Source organism: Sphingobacterium ginsenosidimutans (assembly GCF_039536865.1).
GTDB lineage: Bacteria > Bacteroidota > Bacteroidia > Sphingobacteriales > Sphingobacteriaceae > Sphingobacterium > Sphingobacterium detergens.
Map to the genome: position 1 here is coordinate 144,980 of NZ_BAAAZK010000010.1, position 23,302 is coordinate 168,281.

The following is a 23,302-nucleotide window of genomic DNA, read 5'->3' on the forward strand; positions in this document are numbered from 1 at the left end:
TTAATATGTTGAAAAGTAGCATTAATTTATCGCCGCATTGAACAAAAATAAAATCATCAATGATCCTGTATACGGGTTTGTTGCCATTCCTACGGGGTTGGTCTTTGACCTTGTACAACATCCCTATTTTCAGCGACTTCGTTATGTTAAACAGGTGAGTATGACTCATCTGGTCTATCCAGGGGCGTTACATACACGATTTCAGCACGCGATAGGAGCGATGCATCTGATGTCGATGGCATTGGAGACGCTTCGAAGTAAAGGGGTAGAGATCTCTGAAAAGGAAGAAGAAGCTGTCTTAGCCGCGATTTTGCTACACGATATCGGTCACGGTCCCTTTTCCCATTCATTGGAACATAGTTTGATTGCAGGCGTTTCACATGAATTGCTTTCCTCTTTGTTGATGGATCGGATAAACCAGGATTTGGGTGGGAGATTAAGTATCGCGATTGATATCTTTAATAATAAATACACTCGAAAATTTCTCCATCAGCTTGTCTCCAGCCAATTGGATGTAGACCGGATGGATTATCTGAATAGAGACAGCTTTTTTACTGGCGTTTCTGAAGGTGTAATTTCATTTGACCGCATTATTAAGATGTTGAATGTAGTGAATGACGAGATTGTAGTTGAATACAAAGGACTTTATTCTGTGGAAAAATTTATTATTGCACGGAGACTGATGTATTGGCAAGTGTATTTACATAAAACAGTTATAGGGGCAGAGCAATTATTGATTAAAATTTTACAAAGAGCAAAATATTTGACAGCATCTGGAGTAACACTCTTTTCTACCCCAGCATTCCATTGGTTTTTGAGTCAGGAGATTGACCTAACAAATTTTATGGCAGACCCGTTGCATTTGGACTGGTTTACTCGTTTAGATGATACAGATATTATGTCAGCGATAAAAACATGGGAGCTGCATGAGGACAAGATTTTGAGTAAAATGTGTCAGCGAATAATGAAAAGAGACCTGTATCGTTCAGTGATGAGCAATAAACCCTTTTCTCCAGATTATATCGAGCTGGTAAAAACCAAAGTGCAGGAGTGCTTGGGTGTAAAGGAAGAGGATCTTCATTATTATGTGTTTACACAGGAAATTCATAATCGCGCATATAACCCTTCCAATGATCAAATCAAGATATTATTGAAATCGGGAGAGCTTATTGATATTACTGAAGCATCGGATCTTGGAAATTTAGAAGCATTGTCAAAAAATGTGTCCAAATACGCATTATGTTATCCGAAAGAGGTAGGATATATTGCAATTCCTTCCATCGGATAGTTATTTTTTAATAAAAAAACATAGATTTGTACCATGCAATTTACTGCTCAACAAATAGGGACATTATTAGAAGGAAGGATTGAAGGGAATCCTGAAGTTACTGTAGGTAACCTTGCCAAAATTGAGGAAGGTAAAAAAGGCGATCTTTCTTTTTTGTCAAATCCAAAATATGAGCATTTTATTTATACTACTGATGCATCAATTGTCATTGTGAATGAAGATTTGCAATTGATGCAAGAGACCAAACCCACACTGACGATTATTCGTGTTAAGAATGCCTATGCTGCTTTCTCTACCATATTGAATATGTATAATGAGTTTCGTCTTGACAAAAGTGGACGTGAAGAACCTTGTTTTATACACCCTGAGGCAACAATAGGAGCAGGGGGGTATATTGGAGCGTTTGCGTATATTGGTAAGGGGGTTACGATTGGCGATAATGTGAAGATTTATCCACAGGTTTTTATAGGGGATAAAGTTACGATTGATGATAATACGACCCTTTATCCAGGAGTAAAGATCTACCATGATTGCAAGGTAGGTAAGAACGTTGTTGTTCATTCCGGTGTCGTTATTGGCTCTGATGGTTTTGGTTTTGCCCCTCAGGAAGACGGTTCTTATAAGAAGGTCCCACAAATAGGTTATGTTCAAATAGAGGACAATGTTGAGATTGGCGCGAATACTGTGATCGATAGAGCTACCATGGGTGCGACTATTGTGCGTGACGGTGTCAAATTGGATAATCTGATTCAAATTGCACATAACGTTGATATTGGTAAAAATACAGTAATTGCTGCGCAGACAGGTATTTCTGGAAGCTCAAAAATTGGAGAGCGAGTGGTGTTAGGAGGACAAGTTGGTGTCGTAGGACATATTGTCGTGGCCAAAGGCTCCCAAATACAAGCTCAATCGGGCGTTAATCGGTCAATTAAAGACGAAGGAAAAAAATGGGGCGGCACACCTGTGATGCCATATCAGCCTCAGTTACGCTCAAATGTGATATTTGCGCGCCTTCCAGAGTTAGAGAAACGCATCCAAGAGCTAGAAAAATTAATAGAATCAAAGTTAAAATAATCTTTTTTCATTGAAATAAACTGTTATTTAATTGTAATGAAGCGATCATGAGCAGTCTAGCTTGCTGCTATTTCGATATAAATATTATAATCTCATGATGGTTTTGTCAAAAGAAGTTTTGATTTAAAAATATGTTATTAGAAATGAATGTGAAACAGAGAACCATCAAAAACGAGGTTGAAATTTCGGGGGTAGGTCTTCATACAGGAAAAATTGTATCGATGACGATCAAACCAGCTCCGGAAAATCACTGGTTTAAGTTCAGACGTGTAGATTTAGAAGGTCAACCTGAGGTTTTGGTTGATGCAGATAATGTTACAGACACTTCCAGAGGAACCACTATTTCTCAAAATGGAGCAAGTGTCAGTACAATCGAACATTTAATGGCATCATTAATTGGTCTGCAAATCGACAATGTCCTGATTGATATTGATGGTCCTGAAATTCCAATATTGGATGGGAGTTCAGCAATTTTTGTGAAATTGTTAGAAGAAGCGGGGTTTGAAGAACAAGATGCGGACAGAGATTATTATGAGATCTCCAGTAATATTCATTATGCAGAGCCAGAACGTAAAGTTGAGATCCTAGGAATGCCTATGGATGATTATCGTTTGACCTGTATGATTGATTTCAATTCACCTGTTTTGGGTAGTCAACATGCTGCGATTACTTCTATAGAAGATTTTAAAGCAGAAATAGCTTCTTCACGTACGTTTTGTTTTCTACACGAATTGGAGATGTTAGTCGACCACGGACTCATTAAAGGAGGGGATCTAAGCAATGCAATTGTTATTGTTGATAAAGAAACTTCTCCTGAGGAATTACAGAAACTTGCTCACCTTTTTCATAACGATACAGTCGCCGTTGCAAAAGAAGGTATTCTGAATAATATTCAGTTGCGTCATCAGAATGAGCCTGCCCGACATAAACTGTTGGATATGGTTGGTGATTTGGCACTTGTAGGTCGACCTCTGAAAGGCCATATTATGGCTGCTCGTCCGGGACATGCTGCAAATGTCGCCTTTGCAAAGAAAATCAAAGAGCAGATCAAGAAAGATAAAACACGTAAAAAAATAAAAGTTTACGATCCAAATATGCCAGCGTTGTATGATACTGTGGAGATTATGAAAATCCTTCCGCATCGTCAGCCAATGCTTATGGTCGATAAGATTTTAGAATTAACCGAGACACATGTTGTAGGCTTAAAGAATGTAACCATGAATGAAGACTTATTTATGGGACATTTTCCCGGAGCTCCATTATTCCCCGGTGTATTGCAAGTTGAAGCAATGGCTCAGACTGGAGGTATCTTGGTACTTAAGACTGTTCCAGATCCTGAAAACTGGCTAACATTATTTCTCAAAATTGAGAATGCACGTTTTAAAGCACAAGTAACCCCTGGGGACTGTGTTATTTTTAGATGTGATCTCATGGAACCAATCCGGAGAGGTATTGCGAAAATGAAAGGTGTGGCCATGGTGGGAGAAAAAATAGTCTGCGAGGCAGAACTTATGGCACAGATCGTAAGAGTAAATAACAACTAAAGAAGTATAGATGATACAGCCATTAGCTTATATTCATCCAGAAGCAAAGATTGCTAAAAATGTGGTCATTGAACCATTTGTAACCATTTACAAAGACGTTGTCATTGGAGAAGGTACTTGGATTGGATCAAATGTGACCATTATGGATGGAGCTCGAATTGGAAAGAACTGTAAGATATATCCCGGTGCCGTGATTTCTGGTGAACCTCAAGACTTAAAATTTGATGGCGAGATTACAACAGCAGAAATTGGAGATAATACGACGATTCGTGAATGTGTAACAATCAATAGAGGAACGAAGGACCGTTATAAAACTGTCATCGGTAAAAACTGTTTGATTCAAGCCTACAGCCACGTCGCACATGATTGTGAAGTGGGTGATAATTGTGTTTTTTCGAATAATAGTACCCTTGCAGGACATATCACAGTGGGGGATTATGTTGTTTTAGCAGGAATGGTTGCAGTACATCAATTTGTGAAAATTGGTTCGCATGCATTCGTCACAGGAGGTTCTTTGGTGCGTAAAGATATTCCACCGTTTGTGAAAGCAGCCCGTGAGCCGATTTCATATGCCGGAATTAACTCTGTAGGATTGCGGAGAAGAGGGTTTTCGGAAGAGCAGATAGCTGAAATTCAAAATCTTTACCGTATTCTATTTGTTCAGAACCGAAATCTAGCCAAAGCAATAGAAATTATTGAAGCTGAATATCAGGCAACAGAGATCCGTGATGAAATTTTGGATTTCATTCGGAATTCCGGAAGAGGGATCATGAAGGGATTCAACAATAGAGCGATGTAATAGTATTACCGATTTTTATAGCTTTGGAAATAACATTAAAGGATATTGGTCGAAGATATAACAGTGAATGGATTTTCAGACATATTAACTATCGTTTTGAATCCGGAAAGAGCTATGCTGTCCTCGGACAGAATGGTTCTGGAAAATCCACCTTGTTGAAGGTTCTTTCTGGCAGCCTGTCATCTTCTGAAGGTGAATTGGTTTATACGAATGGAGAGAGCATCATTGGTATCGATCAGGTTTACCAACATCTGTCTATTGCTGCACCATATATAGAATTGATCGAAGAGTTTACCTTGCGTGAGCTGTTCGATTTTCATTTTCAATTTAAAAATTATCTTCAGGGATTCGATAAAGAGCGTGTATTAAATTTGTTGGGGCTGGAAAGTGCTCTCGACAAAGAAATAAAGCATTTTTCATCAGGTATGCGCCAACGGGTTAAACTGGTATTGGCATGCTGCTCTAATTCAAATTTAGTATTGTTGGACGAGCCAACAAGTAATCTAGATAGTGCCGGAGAGGAATGGTATTTGAATTTAATAGCGCGTACCAAGCTCGATTTTAGATTGTTTATTATCTGTTCAAATCAAAAAAAAGAATACGAATTTTGTGACGAAACAATTTCTATTGTCGACTTCAAAAAGTAACGAATGAAATTTTAATAAAACAATTAGTTTTTGTATTTTTGACGACTCAATAATGAGATAACCGTTTAAAGTTCAATTCAAAGAATGGCTAAGGCATCAGAGGTAAAATCAGGAAATATTTTAAGATTTAATGGAGAGTTAGTCTCTGTAGAAGAATATATACACCGTACACCAGGTAATTTGCGCGCTTTTTATCAAGCAAGAATGCGTAACGTGAAGACTGGGAAATTAGTTGAATATCGTTTTAGAGTTGATGAGAGTGTGGAGATTGCACGTGTTGAAACGAGTGATTACCAATACCTATACGAGGATGGCGAATTTTTCGTTGTGATGGACAATAATACATACGAACAATTCAATATTCCTAAGTTTTTATTTGGTGATTCAGCGCGTTTCCTGAAAGAAGGAATGACTGTCATTATTGCTTTTGAAAGTGATGAGCCTATTATGGCAGAAGCACCTAAAAGTGTTGAATTGGAAATTACATATACGGAGCCAGCAGTGAAGGGAGATACGTCTACAAACGCTTTGAAAAAAGCTACTGTAGAAACAGGAGTAGAGATTATGGTGCCTTTATTCATTAATCAGGGAGAGAAAGTCAGAGTCGATACGCAAACAGGTAACTATATCGAACGCGTAAAGTAATATAAGAATTTAGGTTTAGGTTGATTATTCGGTCTTGATAGCGCTCGCTACAAGGCCGTTTTTTTTTGCTCCTGCCTATTTACAGTTTCATTATCGGGAATTAGATCATCCATTTAATGGATGCCTTTCATCAGAATGATGGAATAAAAAATATATCTTTAAGCATGAAATCTAAAAAGGAATTAAGACAGGAATTTAAGATGAAAAGATGCCAACTTTCCAAGGTGGATGAGGACAGTCTTAATCACGAATTACTGTCGCAATTTCAGAAAATAGCGTTAACAAAGGTTAGCTATTTGCATGTTTTTCTACCTATTCAAAAATATCATGAACCCGACACTTATCCGATCATAAATTATGTGAGGGAATTTTTTCCGAAGATCATCTTGGTCGTATCCCGCTCAAACTTTTCGGACTATTCTATGCAGCATTATATTTTTGATCATCAGACGGTTTTTGAGACAAATGAATGGGGAATTCCGGAGCCTGTTTCAGGAGTAGAAGTGTCCCCGTCAGTTATTGATTTTATTCTGGTTCCTTTATTGGTGTTTGATGTTGATGGTCATCGAGTAGGTTATGGAAAAGGATTTTATGATCGTTTTTTTGCACTTTGTCCGTTAGAAACCCAACGTGTAGGATTATCTTTTTTTGATCCAATCAAACGAATCGCGGATCGAAATGAACACGATGTTGTATTGACTAAAGCGATTACACCAAATCGCATTTATGATTTTAGCTCTCATGGGCATGATACCTCATTCTAGTGATATTTAAGATGTCTGGGAATATCCGCCTAATGATTTATTTTATCGGATCAGTGTATTTCTGTCTTTATCTGTATGGTGATTTTAGTGTATACTGATTTAATTAAAATTATTTTTTATTTTTAGTGAGAAATTCGACTTCTACCGGTATGCTGAGATTTTTTATTATACTACTTTTTATAACAATAATTCCCGGTCGCGCCGTTTTTGGAATGGATATCATGGATTCCAATTCCTCGGCGGAGGAGAAGAATTTTTATGAAACAATTATCCGGGAATCACAGAAGTATCAGACTTCTAGTTCGGCTTTGAGCACATACCTAACCCCATATTTCAATCAGGCTATTCGGAAAAATGACAATGCATTGCTCGCAATTTATTACTGTTTGTTAGCGGATCAGTCTTTCGACAATGAAGGTGAAAGAAATAGCTTTAGTGACAAATACTACCTAAAGGCCCTTGATCTGGAAAAGGATTATAATTATCAGAATGTCAAAGCTTGGGTAAAGGTGATGTATGGTTTTTATCTGTATAGATGTCTAAAAGCTTCGGAGGCACTTCCTCTACTATTAGAGGGTGAAAAGGGCTTAGAGGAAATACCAAAGGATCTGGTGTTAGATCTTACGCATACTTACAAAAGGCTTGGTTATTTCTTCGGCACTTTGGGCGACTATAGAACGGGAATTAAGTATTTGGAACTCGGTCAGCAGCAAGAAGGCATCTCTCCAAAACTTAAAGCCGAGATTTTGGACAACCTTGGCTTATTGACTTTAAAAAGTGGTGGGGATACGGCACAGGCGATGAAAAATTTTGAGATTGCCCAAAATCTGGCGCTTTCTGAGAAGGATTCTCTTCGCTATGCCAAGACCTTGGGCAACCAGGCACGGATCTATGAGGGAATGAAAGATTATCAGAAGGCATTGTCACTTTTAGATAAAGATCTGGAAATCTCGAAATCGCTGGGTAATAATAAAAATACCATTTTTGCTTTAATGATGCGGATTCGTTTGTGTATTTCTATGGGAGCAAATCGGGAAGTCCGTCAAATGATCAAGGAGACCGAATATCTATTGGAAGGAGCTGATGACAAAAAAACAATACTGGAGCTGGAAGGGCATAAGTTGAATCTTGCTATTCAAAATGGCGATTTGAAACAAGAATTAAACGCACGTCGGCGTATTGAACAACTTCAGGATTCATTGCGATTTCTGGACGGAGACCCCGTTTTGTCGCAATTGAAATTTATGGCTGACAAACAAAAATATGCTGATAAACTATCATTGGCTCAGGCACTCATCAAAAAGAAGCGCGCTGAGACGAGATTGTGGGTGATATTGAGCTTGTTTGTAGTGGTATTATCCTTTTTTATTTATAATGCATTTCGATACCGTTCACGCAAGCGTATGCGGGAATATGAATACCAATTGTTGAATCTAAAGTATACTAAAGCCGAATTGGACAAGGAATTGATGAGTTCCAAAAATCAGCTCGAGGAGTATATGGTCTATCTCAAGCGTAACAATGAACAGATCGATCTTCTTTCTTCGATGCTTGATGCAATGGGGGAGACAAGTGTCAAAGACCGAGATGAACTTAAAACACTTTTGCAGTCCCATCTTATAACGGATGAGAAATGGCAGGAATTTAAGCTTTTGCTTGCTAAGGAGTTTCCGAACTTGTTGCAAGATATTCAAGCTAAATTTCCGGATATTACTGAATCTAACCTGAGGGTGATTGTGCTTATGAAAATGGGTTTAAATAATAGAGAGGTTGCTAATGTTTTGGGCGTTACTCCTGATGCAATCAAAAAATCAATGCAACGTTTGAAAAAGAAACTTGGTGACCAAGCCGGTATATTGATGGAATATATTTCGGATAAGGAGCTTGTTTAGTGAAAACATCGCTAACAGTTTTTACCAATGAAATGTGTTACAAGTACGATTATGCTATTGGTAATATGAAGGACTATTCAAATGAGGGTAATGCAGGAAATCCTATAGAAATTAGAGCTATTTCCAACGAAAATATTATTCGTAAAATATACAGCTTACCATTAAGAGACGCATACGGGAAAGAAAAAGTAGATCCAAATCTATTAAAGAATCCGCCAAACTTAATCTACAAATTTTACAACAAAGTGAAATGATCAGATTTATAATGGCCTTGGGTTTCTTCTTAAATCTTGTTTCATGTAAAAATGGACAGACAAAAGGAAATGCCAACCTCGAATCACAAAAAAAGGAGAATATTAGTGTAAAAGCAGTTAAGAGTATTGAGAAGAAGTATGGTAAAAAAATCAGTATTCAGGAATATGTGTTGAGTCAAGATAATGATATGTTTTTTGAACGAATAGCTACAATTGTAGTTTTTGGAAAAACTACAAATGGAAAGTTATTTAAAGGGCCAGTCATGTGGTTTAGAAATTTTTTTAATGAGAAGGTAGATACAGGAGACAAATTTAATAGGTTTTTCTATGATATCCTCACTAAACCTCAAGAGGAAGATTCCATTAAGAAAATAGTAGGGCAAGAAGGTATTTATCAGCAGGATGCAACGATTCTTTTAGATAGTGCTAAATCTGTTGATTTTTTAGCTGACAAGTTTTTGGATCGAATAGGTAATCAAAAGAAAATGATAGTCAAACCTAACTATTCTGCATTGGTAAATGCAAAGTATTCCATAGCTTATCTGTTTTATTTAAAGGGGTATCTTATGATTGAAGACGACTATGAACCCGAGACATTTTTTATTCCATTTGAACAAGTTTATTAACTACCTAACAGAGTTTACGAATATAAAAATGAAAAAGATTTCAACCATTGAATGTAATAACTTTACATATCATTTAACTGAAGAAGTATCCATGTACTTATATTCATGGCTGAATAACTATCTTATGAAAAATAAGGTTAAAGGAAGTGGTAAAGGTCTTTTTATCGCTGATGATAACTTGAATAAGCTGATTGAAGAGGTTCGGTCTTCACTTCAAATTCTTCTTAAATCTGGGTATGAAGAACCTGCATTGGGTGAAATACAAAAATATTCAACAAGATATGAAAAAATTTTATTAGACAATATCGTCTACAAAGTAAATTATAGGATGTCCTCATTTGGTCATTCAGCCTATTTGATAAATTGTATTTTAAACGATTTGATAGTTTCTGCTAGTGATAAGTTATCTGTTAAGTTGTATTAAAACTATAATATATAATCAGTAAAATACTGTCTGCAAAGCTAATTTCGAAAGTTGTCTCTAAAAGACAGTCTCCTCATTTGTAGAAAATAAAGACAGAAAACTAAATCGATAGAAAGGAAGATTGTCTTGAACAAGTTTAATAGTGATCTTCGGTCATCCCTACCCTTTACTAGGGACCAAATTAAGACCAAGTTATTACCAACTTTGGACTGTAAGCAGATTGAGTGTACAGTGAGTCCACGTTGAGTCCACCTTTTTAAGTACTTACACTGTGTCTGTATGTTTTTTACAAGTCGGGAGGGCTGCGAGCTTGGGGCGAACTTGTCCCTAAGTTATTTACAAGAAATGGCAAGGAAAATTGCCAGACTTGCAATTGTTATTTAGCATGAATTTGGAATTACCCAAAAATCAGCTAGATGCTTGATAAAGGGGAGATTAGTGTCTTTAGGTACGGAAATCAATAGAAATGGCCCCCGACGAAAACCAATGGAGCCAGATCGAAAACACATGGTCGCTGTCCATGTTTGCTTGCGCTTAGGAAGAATTCGTGAGCACTGCCGAAGAGCTTCTGTTCTCCTTTCATGAAGTTTCATGCTGTGCTGATGATATTTCTTGCTCTGCCCAAGTGAATGCATAGCGCTCGCTGTAGCTATTTTGAACACTCAATAGGTCTCCTGGAGCTTTGACCGAATTTCTTGCTCTTCGTCTTTGATCTTTTGGGGACTGAATACATCCTATTGGTTGATTGGTTAAGTCACTTGCTCATGTGAAGCGTATGTGTTGACTGCGGAAGTGTGTCAATGCCAGGCTCATGATATTCTTTCGATGACCGCAGTGTTCTCGAGGGCTGCCCAAGCAACTTCGTACAGTGCCGAAGTGTATTATTCCTTAGACGAGAGTAATCAGTCGGCGGGCAATGAATTCACCTCGCTATAGGATAGGACCTTTTGCTCATCCATCCAAACACTTCCGCGCTCGAAGCGATTTAATTGTCTCAGCACATATTCTTTTGCGCATCTGAATGGTTTTCTTGGCACTCGCATGTGTTCTCGGTTTAGACGGATTGGTTCTCGATCTGTGCGGAAGAGAACACCTAACGCGGTTCTTTGTGTAGGTTTGCTAACAAAGATAAGCCGATTTTGCCCAGATTTGCTTCGTCACAAACAAGAGGTAGTTTTTGTAAGAAGAGAAAGGATGCAAACAATCCAATTTACTACTATCAAAAATATGACCGTCTCAGTTCCCTGGACGGTCATATTAAGTGTAGAGCTCAATGGGCTTCTATTTAATCCAAAGGATTTTCTTTCAGGTTTTTTTCCCATGCCCATGCAGAGGCCATCATCTCATCGATTCCCAATGCGGCTTTCCAATGCAATTGATCTGCTGATTTGGTCACATCACCGTATACCTTGATGATATCACCATCCCGACGCGGGCCAATTTCATAATTCAATTTTTGACCAGAAGCTTTCTCAAATGCTTTGATGGCTTCAAGTACTGAATAGCCGTTACCGGTTCCTACATTGAATACATCATATTTACCGTTAGGGTTTCCTTTTTCCAATAATTTGATCGCAGCGACGTGGGCTTTTGCTAAATCGACCACATGAATGTAATCACGGACACAAGAACCATCCGGCGTATCATAATCGTCTCCGAATACGGTTAGTTTTTCTCTTTTACCGATCGCAGTCTGCGTAATGAATGGTAGTAAATTTTGAGGTACACCATTTGGCAATTCGCCTATCAATGCAGACTCATGCGCACCTACTGGATTGAAGTAACGCAGGGCGATAATGTTATAGTTATCGTATGCAGTCGCTGTTTCTTCAAGAATCTCCTCGGCGATCTGTTTTGTATTTCCGTAAGGTGAAGTTGCTTTTTTTACAGGAGCACTTTCAGTGACAGGAAGAGTGTCCGGTTCACCGTAAACTGTACAGCTTGAAGAGAATACAAAATTAATCGGTTTATTCCGATAAGATTCCAAGATGTTGATCAGGGAGAAGAAATTATTGTGGTAGTATTTTAAAGGGTTTTGAACGGATTCACCTACAGCTTTAGATGCCGCAAAATGAATAATCCCTGAAATATCACTGTTATTTTTCACAAATTCAATTACCTTATTGGCATCACAAAGATCGAATTGATGAAATTCGGGTTTAATCCCGATGATTTTTTCTATTTGATCCAATATCTTGATATTTGAATTGGAAAGATCATCAACGATTACAGGAATATATCCTGCCTGATGTAGTTCGACAACTGTGTGAGAACCAATATAGCCTGTTCCGCCTGTGACTAATATTTTTTTGCTCATTATTTTTGATTATAGTATGTAAAGTCTTTATGTGATAAAGTTTCCAAAGGAACTTTTCTGTAAAAATCTATTGTTTTTTCTAAGCCTAATTTTCGATCTATTTTGGGATGCCAATTCAACTGTGTCTTCGCCAGACCAATATCCGGCTTACGTTGTTTAGGGTCGTCTATGGGCAATGGCTTATGGCTGATCTTACTTGAACTTCCGGTTAGTTCTATGATCTCCCGTGCCAACTGCAATAGTGATATTTCATCGGGGTTGCCTATGTTTATGGGCTGTATGCAATCTGAATGCAACAACCTATAAATGCCTTCGATTTGATCATCGATATAACAGAACGACCGTGTCTGTGAACCATCACCAAAAAGGGTAATGTCTTCGCCTCTAATCGCTTGTGCTATAAACGTTGGGATGGCACGTCCGTCATTGAGACGCATTCTGGAACCAAAGGTGTTAAATATTCTTACAATACGCGTGTCAAGCCCATGTGCATTATGGTAGGCCATCGTAATTGCTTCCTGAAATCTTTTGGCTTCATCATACACCCCTCTGGGGCCGACAGGGTTAACATTACCCCAATAATCTTCTGACTGTGGGGAGACCAAAGGGTCGCCATAGACTTCTGAGGTCGATGCTACTAATATCCGGGCTTGTTTTGCCCTAGCCAAGCCAAGGAGATTATGCGTACCTAAGGAGCCGACTTTGAGTGTCTGAATAGGGATTTTGAGGTAATCAACTGGACTGGCTGGAGAAGCGAAATGGAGGATATAATCCAAATCCCCTGGAATATGCACAAACTTCGAAACATCGTGATGATAAAAGTCGAAATTTTCCAGCTTAAATAAATGTGCGATATTCTGTAGGTCTCCAGTGATCAGGTTATCCATCCCGATAACATCGTAGTCTTCGGCAATAAAGCGATCGCAAAGGTGGGAACCAAGGAAGCCTGCTGCTCCAGTGATCAAAATCCGTTTGCGATGTTTATTTTCCACTCAATGGTTCCTTATTAATGAAATGGGTTTGATATCTTTGACTAAGATAAACATTATTTTTACAACATGCGTTTGCTTTATTCAATTGGAATCTTTCTTTATGGACTCTTATTGCGTATTTTGGCCCCTTTTTATGCCAAAGCACGCCTTATGGTAACAGGGCGAAAAGACTGGTATTTGCGGATGAAACAATCGGTTGACTCTAGCCAAAAACATATCTGGTTTCACTTCGCTTCATTGGGCGAATTTGAGCAGGGAAGACCTGTTTTGGAGGCCGTAAAAAATAATTATTTAGACCATAAAATAATTGTAACATTTTATTCTCCTTCGGGCTATGAGATCAGAAAGAATACCAATCTGGCGGATCATGTTTTCTATTTACCTTATGACACGGCTCAGAATGCACGGCTGTTTTTAGACCTGATCAACCCCTCATTTGCAGTCTTTACAAAATATGAATATTGGTATTATTATTTTGAAGGCTTACACAGCAGGTCTATTCCATTATTTCTTGTTTCGGCAATTTTTAGACCGGAACAGATTTTCTTTCAGGCTTATGGTGCTTTTTTTCTGAAAATTCTGGGCTTTGTGACTTATTTCTTTGTTCAGAATGAGGAAAGCGTGCGTTTGTTGAAAGAATATGGAATTAGAAATGCGGGATTAGCAGGCGATACACGTTTTGATCGTGTGATTGACCTGCCTAAGGTTCGAAAAGAAATACCGCTGATAGCGGATTTTGTGGAAACAGCTCCTGTTTTGGTGGCTGGAAGTACCTGGCCTGAGGATGAGAAATTATTGAAAGAACTGCTCCAACGGTTTCAAGAATATAAGCTGATTTTAGCGCCACACGAGATCAATGAGGGACATATTGTCAGCATATTAAATCTGTGGCCTGCGGCGCTTCGTTTTTCAAAAATGACGGAATATGACAGGGCAACTTTAACGGAAGCAAAGGTATTAATCATAGACAATATTGGACTTTTGTCTTCTTTGTATGGTTATGGTCAGGTCGCCTATATCGGCGGCGGATTTGGTGTAGGGATACATAATACACTGGAAGCGGCAACCTATGGAATGCCTGTCTTGTTTGGCCCCAATTTTAAGAAATTTCAGGAAGCGAAAGATCTGATCGAACAGGGGGGAGGCTTTTCATTTGCGGATAGTAAGGGGCTTATGGATGCTTTTGAACTATTACAGGATCAATCAAAACGTGCAGAGGCAGCGAAATCCGCCCGCCAATATGTACAGCAAAAAGCGGGAGCAACACCCATTATCATGAAATATTTGAAGAATGCCAATTTATAAAAATATAAATAAAGCTACTCCAAAGGTAAAAGCAAACTAGTCTGGAATTGAATAGCTGAAAAAAAAGACGTTAAGCGTAGACGAACGAAAGTAAAGAAAAATAGGGTATCCGATCATTTTGGATACCCTATTTTTATATTGAAAATTGGATTTTAATAGTACGTATATCTCCTGACACCTGCGATATGCCGCGATAAACGCATAACTTGATGGGAATAGCCATACTCATTATCATACCACACATAGAGTACAATATTTTTACCATCAGCTGAAACGATGGTTGCTGGTCCATCAACGACAGCAGCAGCTGTTGTGCCTATAATATCGGTAGATACAAGCTCATCATTGCTTGAAAATTTAATCTGTTCGACAAGATTGCCTTCCAATGCACTCGTTTTTAAGAGTGTGTTTATTTGTTCCAAAGATATGGCGGAGGTCAATTCTAAATTTAATATTGCTAATGACCCATTAGGGACAGGTACGCGGATTGCGTTGGAAGTGAGTTTGCCTGTTAATGTCGGGAGTACTTTTGAAACAGCGCTTCCTGCCCCAGTCTCCGTAATGACCATGTTCAAGGCCGCAGCACGACCTCTTCTGGATTTTTTGTGCATATTATCCACCAGATTTTGATCATTTGTATAGGAATGGATCGTTTCTATATGGCCCTTCAGGATACCTATTTTCTCTTCGAGGACGGCCAAAACTGGCGCAATAGCATTTGTGGTACAGGAAGCGGCTGAAAAGATAGCGTGTTTCTCCAGATCTATTGTACTTTCGTTTACACCGTAAACAATGTTGGGTACACCTTTGCCAGGTGCTGTTAACAATACTTGCGAAGCGCCTTTAGAGGCTAAATGGCGTGCAAGTTCTTTTTCATCACGAAAGGCACCTGTATTATCAATAACCAATGCGTTATTGATGCCGTATGCTGTGTAATCAATATCTTCAGGTTGCTTAGCAGAGATGATGTTGACCGTGATACCATTAATAATTAGCGCATTTTTTTCAGGATCTGTATAAACTTCACCCTCAAATTCCCCATGTATAGAATCGCTTTTCAGGAGAGCAGCCCTTTTTAACAATGATTTGGCATCATTGGGGTCTCTGGTGACTATTGCCCGTAGACGAAGTTGCTTGCCAGACCCCGATTTATTAATGAGTTCGCGTGCCAGCAGGCGACCAATACGACCGAAACCATAGAGCACAACATCTCGGGGTGTTAATTCCTGCCATTTGGCGATTCCCTCTAATTCACTGAAAATAAAAGAAGACAAATCCTCTACATTGATCTGGTCGGTGGTGGCTTTTGTTGCAAGTTTACCGATATCAATTCGGGCGGGAGCCAGGTTTGATTTTTCCAATACACGGGCAACATTCAATAGATCAAATATGGTCAGTATATTACCGGTAAGGATAGTACTTTCCCGGAGGTGGTTGAGGATCACACTTACTTTTTCATCAACAAGCTGCTCTCTGAACAGAACGAGCTCAACGGCCTGGTTATACCAAAGATTACTAATGATTTGAATCAGTTCAACAGATGCATTCTGCTGCTCTCTGTAACTTTTGATTTCTACATCAAAAGAAGGACTATGTAACATAATATTTTTATAATAGATTATGTTGCAAACATAGTATAAACAGCGCTAAAAAAGTGATTTGATTTTAATTTTCGTAATTATTGAAATAAAAATACGCTTGCTATTGTTGTTTTGATAATTTTTTAGGCTGTTTTGTTGTTAATTTTCAATAATAAATAATTCAGACATGATATGGTCTGCCATTAATTTACCAGAATCTGTTAATCTTAATTTATTGTCGTCTAAAATTAATTGTTGCTGCTCGAGAAATGGTGCGGCATCTTCCATTATTTTGCTTCTAACGGAGGAATCAAAATTCTTTTCTACCTGCTGCAGATCAAGCCCCCACATGGTGCGCAGTGAGGTCATAATACACTCGTTAATCTGATCGCGAACAGATAGATGCTCGATCTCCATGGGAAGCTGGTTGGTCTGTATGGAACCGATATACTTGGCATTATTGGCGATATTCCAAGATCTGGAATGACCATTGAATGAATGGGCTGAAGGGCCGATACCTAGATAATGTTTGCCTTTCCAATAGTTTGTATTATGACGTGCATATAAACCATTTTTAGCAAAATTGGAAATTTCATATTGTTCATAACCCGCACCTTTCAATGTTTCGATCAGCAGGTTCATCTGATCGGCCGCCTGATCTGAATCAATGGCCGGACTCATGCCCTTCTTGATGAAATGATCTAGTGCTGTTTTAGCTTCCACAGTCATTGAATAGGAAGAAATATGGGGGATCGCAAAATCGATCAGTTGTTGCATATTGTAGCGCCATTTTTCATCGGTCAACAAGGGGTAGCCATAAATAAGATCACAGGTGATATTCTCAAATCCTGCATCCTGTACACGCATGATTGCTGCGGATGCCTCCTGTCTGGTATGTGCCCGATTCATCCATTTCAGATCTTCCTCAAAAAAAGACTGTACCCCTATACTGAACCTATTCACGGGAGTTGATCTTAATGCATTTACTTTTGCAGCATTGAGGTCATCTGGATTAGCTTCCAACGTAATTTCAGCATGATCACTTATGTCAAATTGTTTGGCAACAGCATCAATGATCCTTGAGATTTCGTCCGCCTCTAAGAGGGAGGGTGTCCCACCACCAAAATAGATGGATTCAACTTTTCTGTTTTCCAAATAAGGAGACCTAAGTTCGATTTCTCGCAAAAGGGCGTTAACCATTTCGGTCTTGTATTGCAGTGAAGTACTGAAATGGAAATCACAATAATGGCAAGCCTGTTTGCAGAATGGGATATGGATGTAAATCATGGGCACAAATATACCAAGACTGGTCCAACTTCGGCGTTTATTCATATTTTTTCTTCCATTTGGTGAGCCGTTTCCCCTATCCTCTTGGATATTCTTTATTGGCGAGCAAAACCCAGTGTTATGTAGGGTCGATGTTGAATGGGGTTATTTTTAGAAATCGTCTTTTAAAAATAGGAGATAAAGAGTTTGAAAACAAAGGAGTTATTTTCTATCTTGATGGTCAGATTCATTTTACATAATCAAAAAACCAATCTTATGAAAATATCTTCCCGTCGTGACTTTCTGAAAAATGTCATTGGAGCATCGAGTATGCTACTGCTTTCACAGCAAGGATTTGCGGTGGATAATCGGTATGAAGAAGCATTTATCGATAAGTTGCTCCCAGCTCCCAAAGGAGGTGGATTCGCTATGGCAGATTATTGGATATGGGATCCTTCAGTGATTAAGGGGGAAGATGGTAGATATCATATGTTTGCATCACGTTGGAGCAAAAAATATGGCTTTGGTAATTGGGTGACCAATTCCGAAGTCGTGCGTGCGATTGCTGATACACCCGAGGGGCCTTACGAATTTGTTGAGGTGGTATTGCCTGCCCGTGGGAAAAAGTATTTTGATGGTTGTACAACCCACAATCCCCGGATCGTTAAAAACGGTGACTATTATGTACTTTATTATTTTGGAAACAATTATGAGGAGCCCAATCCTGGTTATTCCGATAATGTTTGGGAATCGGGTTTGGGACAGAAGGCCTGGATGCATAAACGTATTGGAATGGCCTATTCAAAGTCGATATCAGGTCCTTGGAAGCGCGTCGATCAGCCCATTTTGAATCCGAGGCAAGGCGAGTGGGACGCTTCTATAACATCCAATCCTTCTCCGGTTGTTTTGCCCGATGGAAAGGTGTATCTGATCTATAAATCATCACCTGTGAATTATAATCCCCCTTTGCTATTGGGTGCGGCGCAAGCTGATTCGTTCTTGGGGCCATATCTTCGTTTGTCTGATAAACCTATTTTTTCTTTCCATACCGATCAAAATCATGAAAATGATGTGGAAGATCCTTTCGTATGGCATAATGGTCAGCATTTTGAATTGATTATGAAAGACCGCTATGGTAAAATCTGTGGGGAAGAGGGCGGCGGCATCCATGCATATTCGAAAGATGGAATCGATTGGCATCTGTCAAAAGCCGTCAAAGCTTATTCCAAGACGATCCGTTGGAATGATGGTACTGTCAGCCATCAAGCCAATTTTGAACGGCCATTTTTACTATTTGAAAATGGAAGACCGACACATCTTTTTGCGGCTACAGGAGATGGGACTGAATCTTATCAGTTTGAACGGACCTGGAATATGGTCATTCCGTTGAAGGTATAATAAAAGAGCTGTATCATGTTTTTAGTAAGATACAGCTCTTTATGATTTTTATGATCTCATCAAAGGAACAGCAATCTGTTTATAGATGCTTAATTTTTTTAGCATTTGAATTAGCGTGTGAGGCTATTGTTCGCTGATTCTACATCCGCAAGTCGAAGCGATGGATCTATTGTGATTGTTTTTGGAGCCTTATTGACTGAAATTTTATATTCAGGGTTTGTCCAGAACCAATCCTTCAATATCGTGCGTTTTATACCTTTATAGATTTCAAAATTTTCCTCTGGTTTTTCACCGCGCATTTCACGTAAAGGGATGTAAAATAGCTCTTTGCTTCCATCTTGATATTCTACAAGTATATCGAGTGGCATCGCAAAGTTTGATTTATTGAGCAGTTGAATTTCTGAATCAGTTACATTGCCAATTGCATAATCAATTTGGCGTGTTGTATTGATGAACAAATTGAAATACCACTTCAGGTTTATTCCGGATACATCCTCAGCAACACGTTTGAAATCATTCGGTGTCGGATGTTTGAATTTCCAGATGTCGTAGAATTTCAAAAAGGTTTTCTCTAGATTTTCCTGACCGATAATATAGCCTAATTGCTCCGCTAGCACAGCACCCTTATTGTAAGCTTCATTACTATACCCATAATTTGTATTGTAATAATCCGCAAGCAGGCTCATCGGCTCTTCCTTGCCTGAGAGCGCTAATTTATAATAAGCCCGATAGGCATCGATAAGCGGATTCGATGCAATGGCGCCCCGTTTTTCGAAGAGATGCTGCATGGCTAATTCTTCCACATAGGAAGTAAATCCTTCATCAAACCACTCATCTACTGTTTCATTGATTCCAAATAAATGTTGATACCAGGAGTGAGCAGATTCGTGAAAAATTACACCAACAAGGCTTTTCAGATTACGGCCTCCAGTAATCAAGGTTGCTGTGCCATATTCCATACCACCGTCACCGCCTTGGATGATGGTGTAAGTTGGCCATGGGTACGTACCAAACTTAGCACTGCAAAAATCAAAAAATTCGGTAGATAGACCCAAGGCTGTCTTCCAATTTGAAATAACCTCTTTGTCCGTAGGAAGGTAAACCGTATACACTTTGATTCCATTTTTGCTAGCTGCTGAGTCTACAACAAATTTGGGATCTGCAGCCCAAACGAAATCGTGAATATTTTGGGCTTTGTAATGCCATGCAGCCTTACCATTGCTGGCTTTTACCTTGGCTTTTGCCTGATAGCCTTTTACCTCATCTGGATTTTGAAGGACACCTGATGCACCGACAACATAATTCTTATTGAGGTGTATAGTGACGTCAAAGTTGCCGAAAGGAGCTATAAACTCACGGCCGATATATTCATCGAGATGCCAACCGAATTCATCAAATTGTGCCATCTTCGGATACCATTGTGCCATAGAAAGCGCCACGCCTTCTGCCGAATTGCGACCTGACCTCCGGATCTGTTCAGGTACCTGTGCGGTCCATTCTATATTAAAATTAGCTGTTTCCCCGTCCTGGATCGCAGTGGGCAGGGTGACTTCTAGTATGGTTCCATCAATCTTATAGCTTGTATTGGCCCCATTCATGCTGAGGCTTTTTATTTTTTGGTAACCGATCTGGTTTGGTTGTAACGTTTCGATACGGCTTTGCAATATTGGTTTTTCTTTGGTGCCAATATTTGATACCATCCGTTTATCTGGATCACTGATATTTTTCAACCGGTAATCCATCATTGATCCTGGTTGGAATGCGTTAAAATATAAATGAAAATAGACTTTTTTTAAGGATTGGCCTGAATTGTTGCTATATTTCAAAGCCATTTTTCCATCATATTGATAAGCCTTTTCATCCACGTTGACATCCATTGTATAGTCAACCTTCTGCTGCCAGAATCCTTTTCTCTGGGCCTTTACTTCCTGTCCTCCAATATTTATGACACATATAAGTGCTAGAAAGGACAATATTTTGATTTTCATGTTCCAAACTTACAAAATTGTCTCAAGAAATGCCGATTAATCAGCCCAATCCAGATAAATGTCATCAAATCTTGACGAAAAGTGATTTGATTATTAATAATTGGCTTGGTTTTGGTTAGAAAATTTATCTGATGAGTTACCAAATATTACAAATAAATTTATGGAAAATCTGTATTATAAGCCTTCGGGGAAGGTGCCTGCTTTCGCATTAATCGGCTCGCTTGTGTTGGGTATTGTAGGATCAATTATCTTGGCAATTGTTTATATCGCCTTACAGTGGTTTATTCCGATTGTCTATTTCAATGTCTTTATCACACTTGGATTTGGAGCAGGACTGTTTTATCTGCTTAATTTTTGTTTCAAACAATGGAAGCTCAGGAACAAAGGTGTTGCGATTATCATCACACTGATCGTTGCTATAGTTGGTTTTTATGCACAGTGGGCGCTGTTTGTTTCGGTGATGTATAATGCTGAAGGTACCATGGGTGGAGACACCTGGGTGAAATCTTCTTTTAGCCTGGAAGGCTTTAAAGCATTTTTTATGCACCCCTCTTTTATCTGGGAGGCATTACAGGGCTTAAATGAGGTTGGTACATTTAGCTTGAAGAAATCAACTGTGTCAGGAGGGATGCTTTGGGCCGTATGGGGAATTGAAATGGCAATCATTCTGATTACACCTATTATTATGGCTTTTCGGGGTATTACCATTTATCCTTTTTCAGAGAAAGACGAGATCTGGATGAACAAACGGATTTTACCGGGGCGATTAAAGTTTGTTGAAGACAAAGATGCTACGGCGAACACATTGGCCAATCATGATTTTGCCTATGTCTACGATCATCTTTCCGATGAAGAAGAGCATTTTTCTTTTGCAACGGCAGAAGTGTACGAATCGGATACCGATGACCATCAATACCTGACCATCTATAATCATCAATTCGTGGAGAAGAAAGGGAAGATGGAGGAAAAGAAAGATGAGGTTATTGAATTCCTGCGAATTAACAGGAATAGCTTATAGAAGCAGCTGAATGACTGTGATTATGTGAAAATAAAATAGCTCCGGGATTTATTTCTGGAGCTATTTTATTCAACAGGCTATTTAACTAATAGACCACCTTTTGCATTCCAGTCATTGATGGACGCACTATATATTTTAATGTCTTTAATTCCATTTTTAGCTAAGATCGAAGCTGCAATTGTCGCCCGGTCTCCAGATTGACAATGCAGGTATAATTCTTTTGTGCGATCAATTTTGTCTAGATTGTCTTCAATTGTTCCAACAAAGAGATGTGTGGCATGTGGTAGATGTCCTGCCGTAAATTCGGCTGTATTCCTGACATCCAGAATCTGAACGTTGGGATTGTCAAGGACATCATTCATTTCCTGAAATCCGATAAGCTGTTGTTGTTCCAAAGGAATTCCCAATTGTGGAATGGCTTCGATTGTAATATAGCCGACAACATTGTCAAGACCTATGCGCATTAATTTACGTGCAATTTCGTCCTGTTCTTTTTCATCTATGATAAGAATAAATGGTTTTGTGTAATCCAATATCCAGCCGGCCCAGGTGTTGAATGTCCGATTATGTTGTATGTTGATGCTGTTGGGAAGATAACCTTTCGCAAAATCAAATTTATGTCGAGTATCGATGACCGTGGTACCTGACTGATACAGTCTGGTGAACTCTTCCATCGAAAGCTTGGGATACTGAGGTACGCTTGTCTGTAGCGGACGCATGATTTTGTTGAGCTTCTTCATCATGGCAAAATAGCGCGGCGGCTCAGGCTGTCCTTCTAAAAGTTCCGCAACAAAATCACTTTCATTATTTTGATATTGAAACGCCCAGTTGCGTATCCGTTCATAACCAACCGTTGAACTAGGTACAGCACCCAATGCTTTGCCACATGCTGATCCAGCACCATGGGCAGGCCACACCTGGATATAATCTGGTAAAGTCAAAAAATGCTGTAAAGACTTAAACATCTGCTGTGCACCAACTTCCTTGGTACCAATGAGGCCTGCGGCATTCTCCAAAAGATCTGGACGGCCAATGTCTCCGACAAATACAAAATCACCTGTAAATATCATCACCGGATCCATTGTTGCTGGCGTATCAATTAAAACAAAACTAAGACTCTCAGGCGTATGTCCAGGGGTATGGAGTACCTTAAAAATTAGGTTTCCAAGATGGATCTGATCACCGTCTTTTAATCCAATATGGGGAAACTCATATTGCCAATCTTCGCCTCCTTCGTCGGAAAGGTAACATTGGGCGCCTGTTAGTTCAGCTAATTCCAATGTTCCGGAGAGATAATCAGCATGGATATGTGTTTCGGCAATATGTGTAATTTTTAAATTGTTTTTTGCTGCAATCTCTAAATAAGTGTCGACATCTCTTTTGGGGTCAATTACCATGGCAACACCTTTGGCCTGACAGCCAATTAAATAACTTGAATGTGCTAAAGATGACTCAAAAATGTGTTGAAAAAACATAATATA

General features: G+C 39.0%; 19 protein-coding genes. 13 read left to right on the forward strand and 6 right to left on the reverse strand.

The features are described from left to right. The first annotated feature begins 37 nt into the window (after positions 1 to 37). The 10 genes from ABFX33_RS25520 to ABFX33_RS25565 all read left to right on the forward strand — a co-directional run bounded on the left by ABFX33_RS25520 (position 38) and on the right by ABFX33_RS25565 (position 9,957). Entirely contained in the window at positions 38 to 1,288 is a 1,251-nt protein-coding gene (locus ABFX33_RS25520) for an HD domain-containing protein (protein WP_346089093.1), read from the forward strand. A gap of 33 nt (positions 1,289 to 1,321) precedes the next feature. Continuing rightward, on the forward strand, positions 1,322 to 2,362 hold the full coding sequence (lpxD, locus tag ABFX33_RS25525; RefSeq protein WP_120261851.1) for a UDP-3-O-(3-hydroxymyristoyl)glucosamine N-acyltransferase: 1,041 nt from the start codon (positions 1,322 to 1,324) through the stop codon (positions 2,360 to 2,362). 143 nt (positions 2,363 to 2,505) lie between these two features. After that, positions 2,506 to 3,906: a bifunctional UDP-3-O-[3-hydroxymyristoyl] N-acetylglucosamine deacetylase/3-hydroxyacyl-ACP dehydratase gene (locus tag ABFX33_RS25530; RefSeq protein ID WP_346089094.1), complete on the forward strand. Its 1,401-nt coding sequence runs from the start codon at positions 2,506 to 2,508 to the stop codon at positions 3,904 to 3,906. A 10-nt stretch (positions 3,907 to 3,916) separates the two neighbouring features. Continuing rightward, a complete protein-coding gene (lpxA, locus tag ABFX33_RS25535) occupies positions 3,917 to 4,705 on the forward strand; it encodes an acyl-ACP--UDP-N-acetylglucosamine O-acyltransferase (RefSeq protein ID WP_075990789.1) in 789 nt (262 codons plus the stop codon). Between the two features lie 23 nt (positions 4,706 to 4,728). Next, positions 4,729 to 5,352, forward strand: coding sequence for an ABC transporter ATP-binding protein (locus ABFX33_RS25540; RefSeq protein WP_346089096.1), 624 nt, complete (start codon positions 4,729 to 4,731; stop codon positions 5,350 to 5,352). A gap of 84 nt (positions 5,353 to 5,436) precedes the next feature. Further along, a complete protein-coding gene (gene efp / locus ABFX33_RS25545) occupies positions 5,437 to 5,997 on the forward strand; it encodes an elongation factor P (RefSeq protein WP_120261848.1) in 561 nt (186 codons plus the stop codon). Positions 5,998 to 6,161: 164 nt separating this feature from the next. Continuing rightward, a complete protein-coding gene (locus ABFX33_RS25550) occupies positions 6,162 to 6,761 on the forward strand; it encodes a 5-formyltetrahydrofolate cyclo-ligase (protein ID WP_346089099.1) in 600 nt (199 codons plus the stop codon). A 149-nt stretch (positions 6,762 to 6,910) separates the two neighbouring features. Then, positions 6,911 to 8,653 carry a transcriptional regulator gene (locus tag ABFX33_RS25555; protein WP_346089101.1) on the forward strand — a complete coding sequence of 581 codons (1,743 nt, stop codon included), beginning with the start codon at positions 6,911 to 6,913 and terminating at the stop codon, positions 8,651 to 8,653. Positions 8,654 to 8,903: 250 nt separating this feature from the next. Continuing rightward, positions 8,904 to 9,533, forward strand: coding sequence for a hypothetical protein (locus tag ABFX33_RS25560; RefSeq protein WP_346089103.1), 630 nt, complete (start codon positions 8,904 to 8,906; stop codon positions 9,531 to 9,533). 28 nt (positions 9,534 to 9,561) lie between these two features. Next, positions 9,562 to 9,957, forward strand: coding sequence for a hypothetical protein (locus tag ABFX33_RS25565; protein WP_346089105.1), 396 nt, complete (start codon positions 9,562 to 9,564; stop codon positions 9,955 to 9,957). 1,285 nt (positions 9,958 to 11,242) lie between these two features. Here the strand turns inward: ABFX33_RS25565 and galE are convergent. Together galE and ABFX33_RS25575 are read right to left on the reverse strand one after the other, a co-directional pair. Beyond that, complete coding sequence (galE, locus tag ABFX33_RS25570; protein WP_120261845.1) at positions 11,243 to 12,274, reverse strand: UDP-glucose 4-epimerase GalE; 1,032 nt, start codon at positions 12,272 to 12,274, stop codon at positions 11,243 to 11,245. Then, positions 12,274 to 13,266: a UDP-glucuronic acid decarboxylase family protein gene (locus tag ABFX33_RS25575; protein WP_346089107.1), complete on the reverse strand. Its 993-nt coding sequence runs from the start codon at positions 13,264 to 13,266 to the stop codon at positions 12,274 to 12,276. The genes galE and ABFX33_RS25575 overlap by 1 nt, the downstream gene beginning before the upstream one ends. A gap of 66 nt (positions 13,267 to 13,332) precedes the next feature. Here ABFX33_RS25575 and ABFX33_RS25580 point away from each other — a divergent pair, with 66 nt between their 5' ends. Beyond that, positions 13,333 to 14,571 (forward strand): 3-deoxy-D-manno-octulosonic acid transferase, encoded by a 1,239-nt coding sequence (locus ABFX33_RS25580; protein WP_346089109.1) that lies wholly within the window; start codon positions 13,333 to 13,335, stop codon positions 14,569 to 14,571. Positions 14,572 to 14,723: 152 nt separating this feature from the next. On the opposite strand, the gene ABFX33_RS25585 is transcribed toward ABFX33_RS25580, so the two are convergent. Both ABFX33_RS25585 and hemW read right to left on the reverse strand, forming a co-directional pair. Continuing rightward, complete coding sequence (locus ABFX33_RS25585) at positions 14,724 to 16,172, reverse strand: glyceraldehyde-3-phosphate dehydrogenase (RefSeq protein WP_346089111.1); 1,449 nt, start codon at positions 16,170 to 16,172, stop codon at positions 14,724 to 14,726. A 138-nt stretch (positions 16,173 to 16,310) separates the two neighbouring features. Further along, positions 16,311 to 17,483: a radical SAM family heme chaperone HemW gene (gene hemW, locus ABFX33_RS25590; protein ID WP_346089113.1), complete on the reverse strand. Its 1,173-nt coding sequence runs from the start codon at positions 17,481 to 17,483 to the stop codon at positions 16,311 to 16,313. A 210-nt stretch (positions 17,484 to 17,693) separates the two neighbouring features. Between hemW and ABFX33_RS25595 the strand changes: the two genes are divergently transcribed. Beyond that, a complete protein-coding gene (locus ABFX33_RS25595) occupies positions 17,694 to 18,815 on the forward strand; it encodes a glycoside hydrolase family protein (protein WP_346089116.1) in 1,122 nt (373 codons plus the stop codon). Between the two features lie 110 nt (positions 18,816 to 18,925). Here ABFX33_RS25595 and ABFX33_RS25600 read toward each other — a convergent pair whose 3' ends face one another. Then, positions 18,926 to 20,803, reverse strand: a complete 1,878-nt coding sequence (locus ABFX33_RS25600; RefSeq protein ID WP_346089118.1) for a M1 family metallopeptidase — start codon at positions 20,801 to 20,803, stop codon at positions 18,926 to 18,928. Positions 20,804 to 20,963: 160 nt separating this feature from the next. Here ABFX33_RS25600 and ABFX33_RS25605 point away from each other — a divergent pair, with 160 nt between their 5' ends. Then, entirely contained in the window at positions 20,964 to 21,821 is an 858-nt protein-coding gene (locus tag ABFX33_RS25605; RefSeq protein WP_346089120.1) for a hypothetical protein, read from the forward strand. A gap of 77 nt (positions 21,822 to 21,898) precedes the next feature. Here ABFX33_RS25605 and ABFX33_RS25610 read toward each other — a convergent pair whose 3' ends face one another. Next, positions 21,899 to 23,296, reverse strand: a complete 1,398-nt coding sequence (locus ABFX33_RS25610; protein ID WP_346089122.1) for an MBL fold metallo-hydrolase — start codon at positions 23,294 to 23,296, stop codon at positions 21,899 to 21,901. Positions 23,297 to 23,302 lie beyond the last annotated feature (6 nt).

Bases quoted from the DNA above. Each gene is read 5' to 3' on its own strand.
- lpxA (WP_075990789.1), top strand. From the start codon at position 3,917: ATGATACAGCCATTAGCTTATATTCATCCAGAAGCAAAGATTGCTAAA.
- ABFX33_RS25600 (WP_346089118.1), bottom strand. From the start codon at position 20,803: ATGAAAATCAAAATATTGTCCTTTCTAGCACTTATATGTGTCATAAAT.
- ABFX33_RS25585 (WP_346089111.1), bottom strand. From the start codon at position 16,172: ATGTTACATAGTCCTTCTTTTGATGTAGAAATCAAAAGTTACAGAGAG.
- ABFX33_RS25530 (WP_346089094.1), top strand. From the start codon at position 2,506: ATGAATGTGAAACAGAGAACCATCAAAAACGAGGTTGAAATTTCGGGG.
- ABFX33_RS25560 (WP_346089103.1), top strand. From the start codon at position 8,904: ATGATCAGATTTATAATGGCCTTGGGTTTCTTCTTAAATCTTGTTTCA.
- lpxD (WP_120261851.1), top strand. From the start codon at position 1,322: ATGCAATTTACTGCTCAACAAATAGGGACATTATTAGAAGGAAGGATT.
- ABFX33_RS25595 (WP_346089116.1), top strand. From the start codon at position 17,694: ATGAAAATATCTTCCCGTCGTGACTTTCTGAAAAATGTCATTGGAGCA.
- ABFX33_RS25565 (WP_346089105.1), top strand. From the start codon at position 9,562: ATGAAAAAGATTTCAACCATTGAATGTAATAACTTTACATATCATTTA.
- efp (WP_120261848.1), top strand. From the start codon at position 5,437: ATGGCTAAGGCATCAGAGGTAAAATCAGGAAATATTTTAAGATTTAAT.
- ABFX33_RS25580 (WP_346089109.1), top strand. From the start codon at position 13,333: ATGCGTTTGCTTTATTCAATTGGAATCTTTCTTTATGGACTCTTATTG.
- ABFX33_RS25605 (WP_346089120.1), top strand. From the start codon at position 20,964: ATGGAAAATCTGTATTATAAGCCTTCGGGGAAGGTGCCTGCTTTCGCA.
- hemW (WP_346089113.1), bottom strand. From the start codon at position 17,483: ATGAATAAACGCCGAAGTTGGACCAGTCTTGGTATATTTGTGCCCATG.
- galE (WP_120261845.1), bottom strand. From the start codon at position 12,274: ATGAGCAAAAAAATATTAGTCACAGGCGGAACAGGCTATATTGGTTCT.
- ABFX33_RS25555 (WP_346089101.1), top strand. From the start codon at position 6,911: ATGCTGAGATTTTTTATTATACTACTTTTTATAACAATAATTCCCGGT.
- ABFX33_RS25610 (WP_346089122.1), bottom strand. From the start codon at position 23,296: ATGTTTTTTCAACACATTTTTGAGTCATCTTTAGCACATTCAAGTTAT.
- ABFX33_RS25550 (WP_346089099.1), top strand. From the start codon at position 6,162: ATGAAATCTAAAAAGGAATTAAGACAGGAATTTAAGATGAAAAGATGC.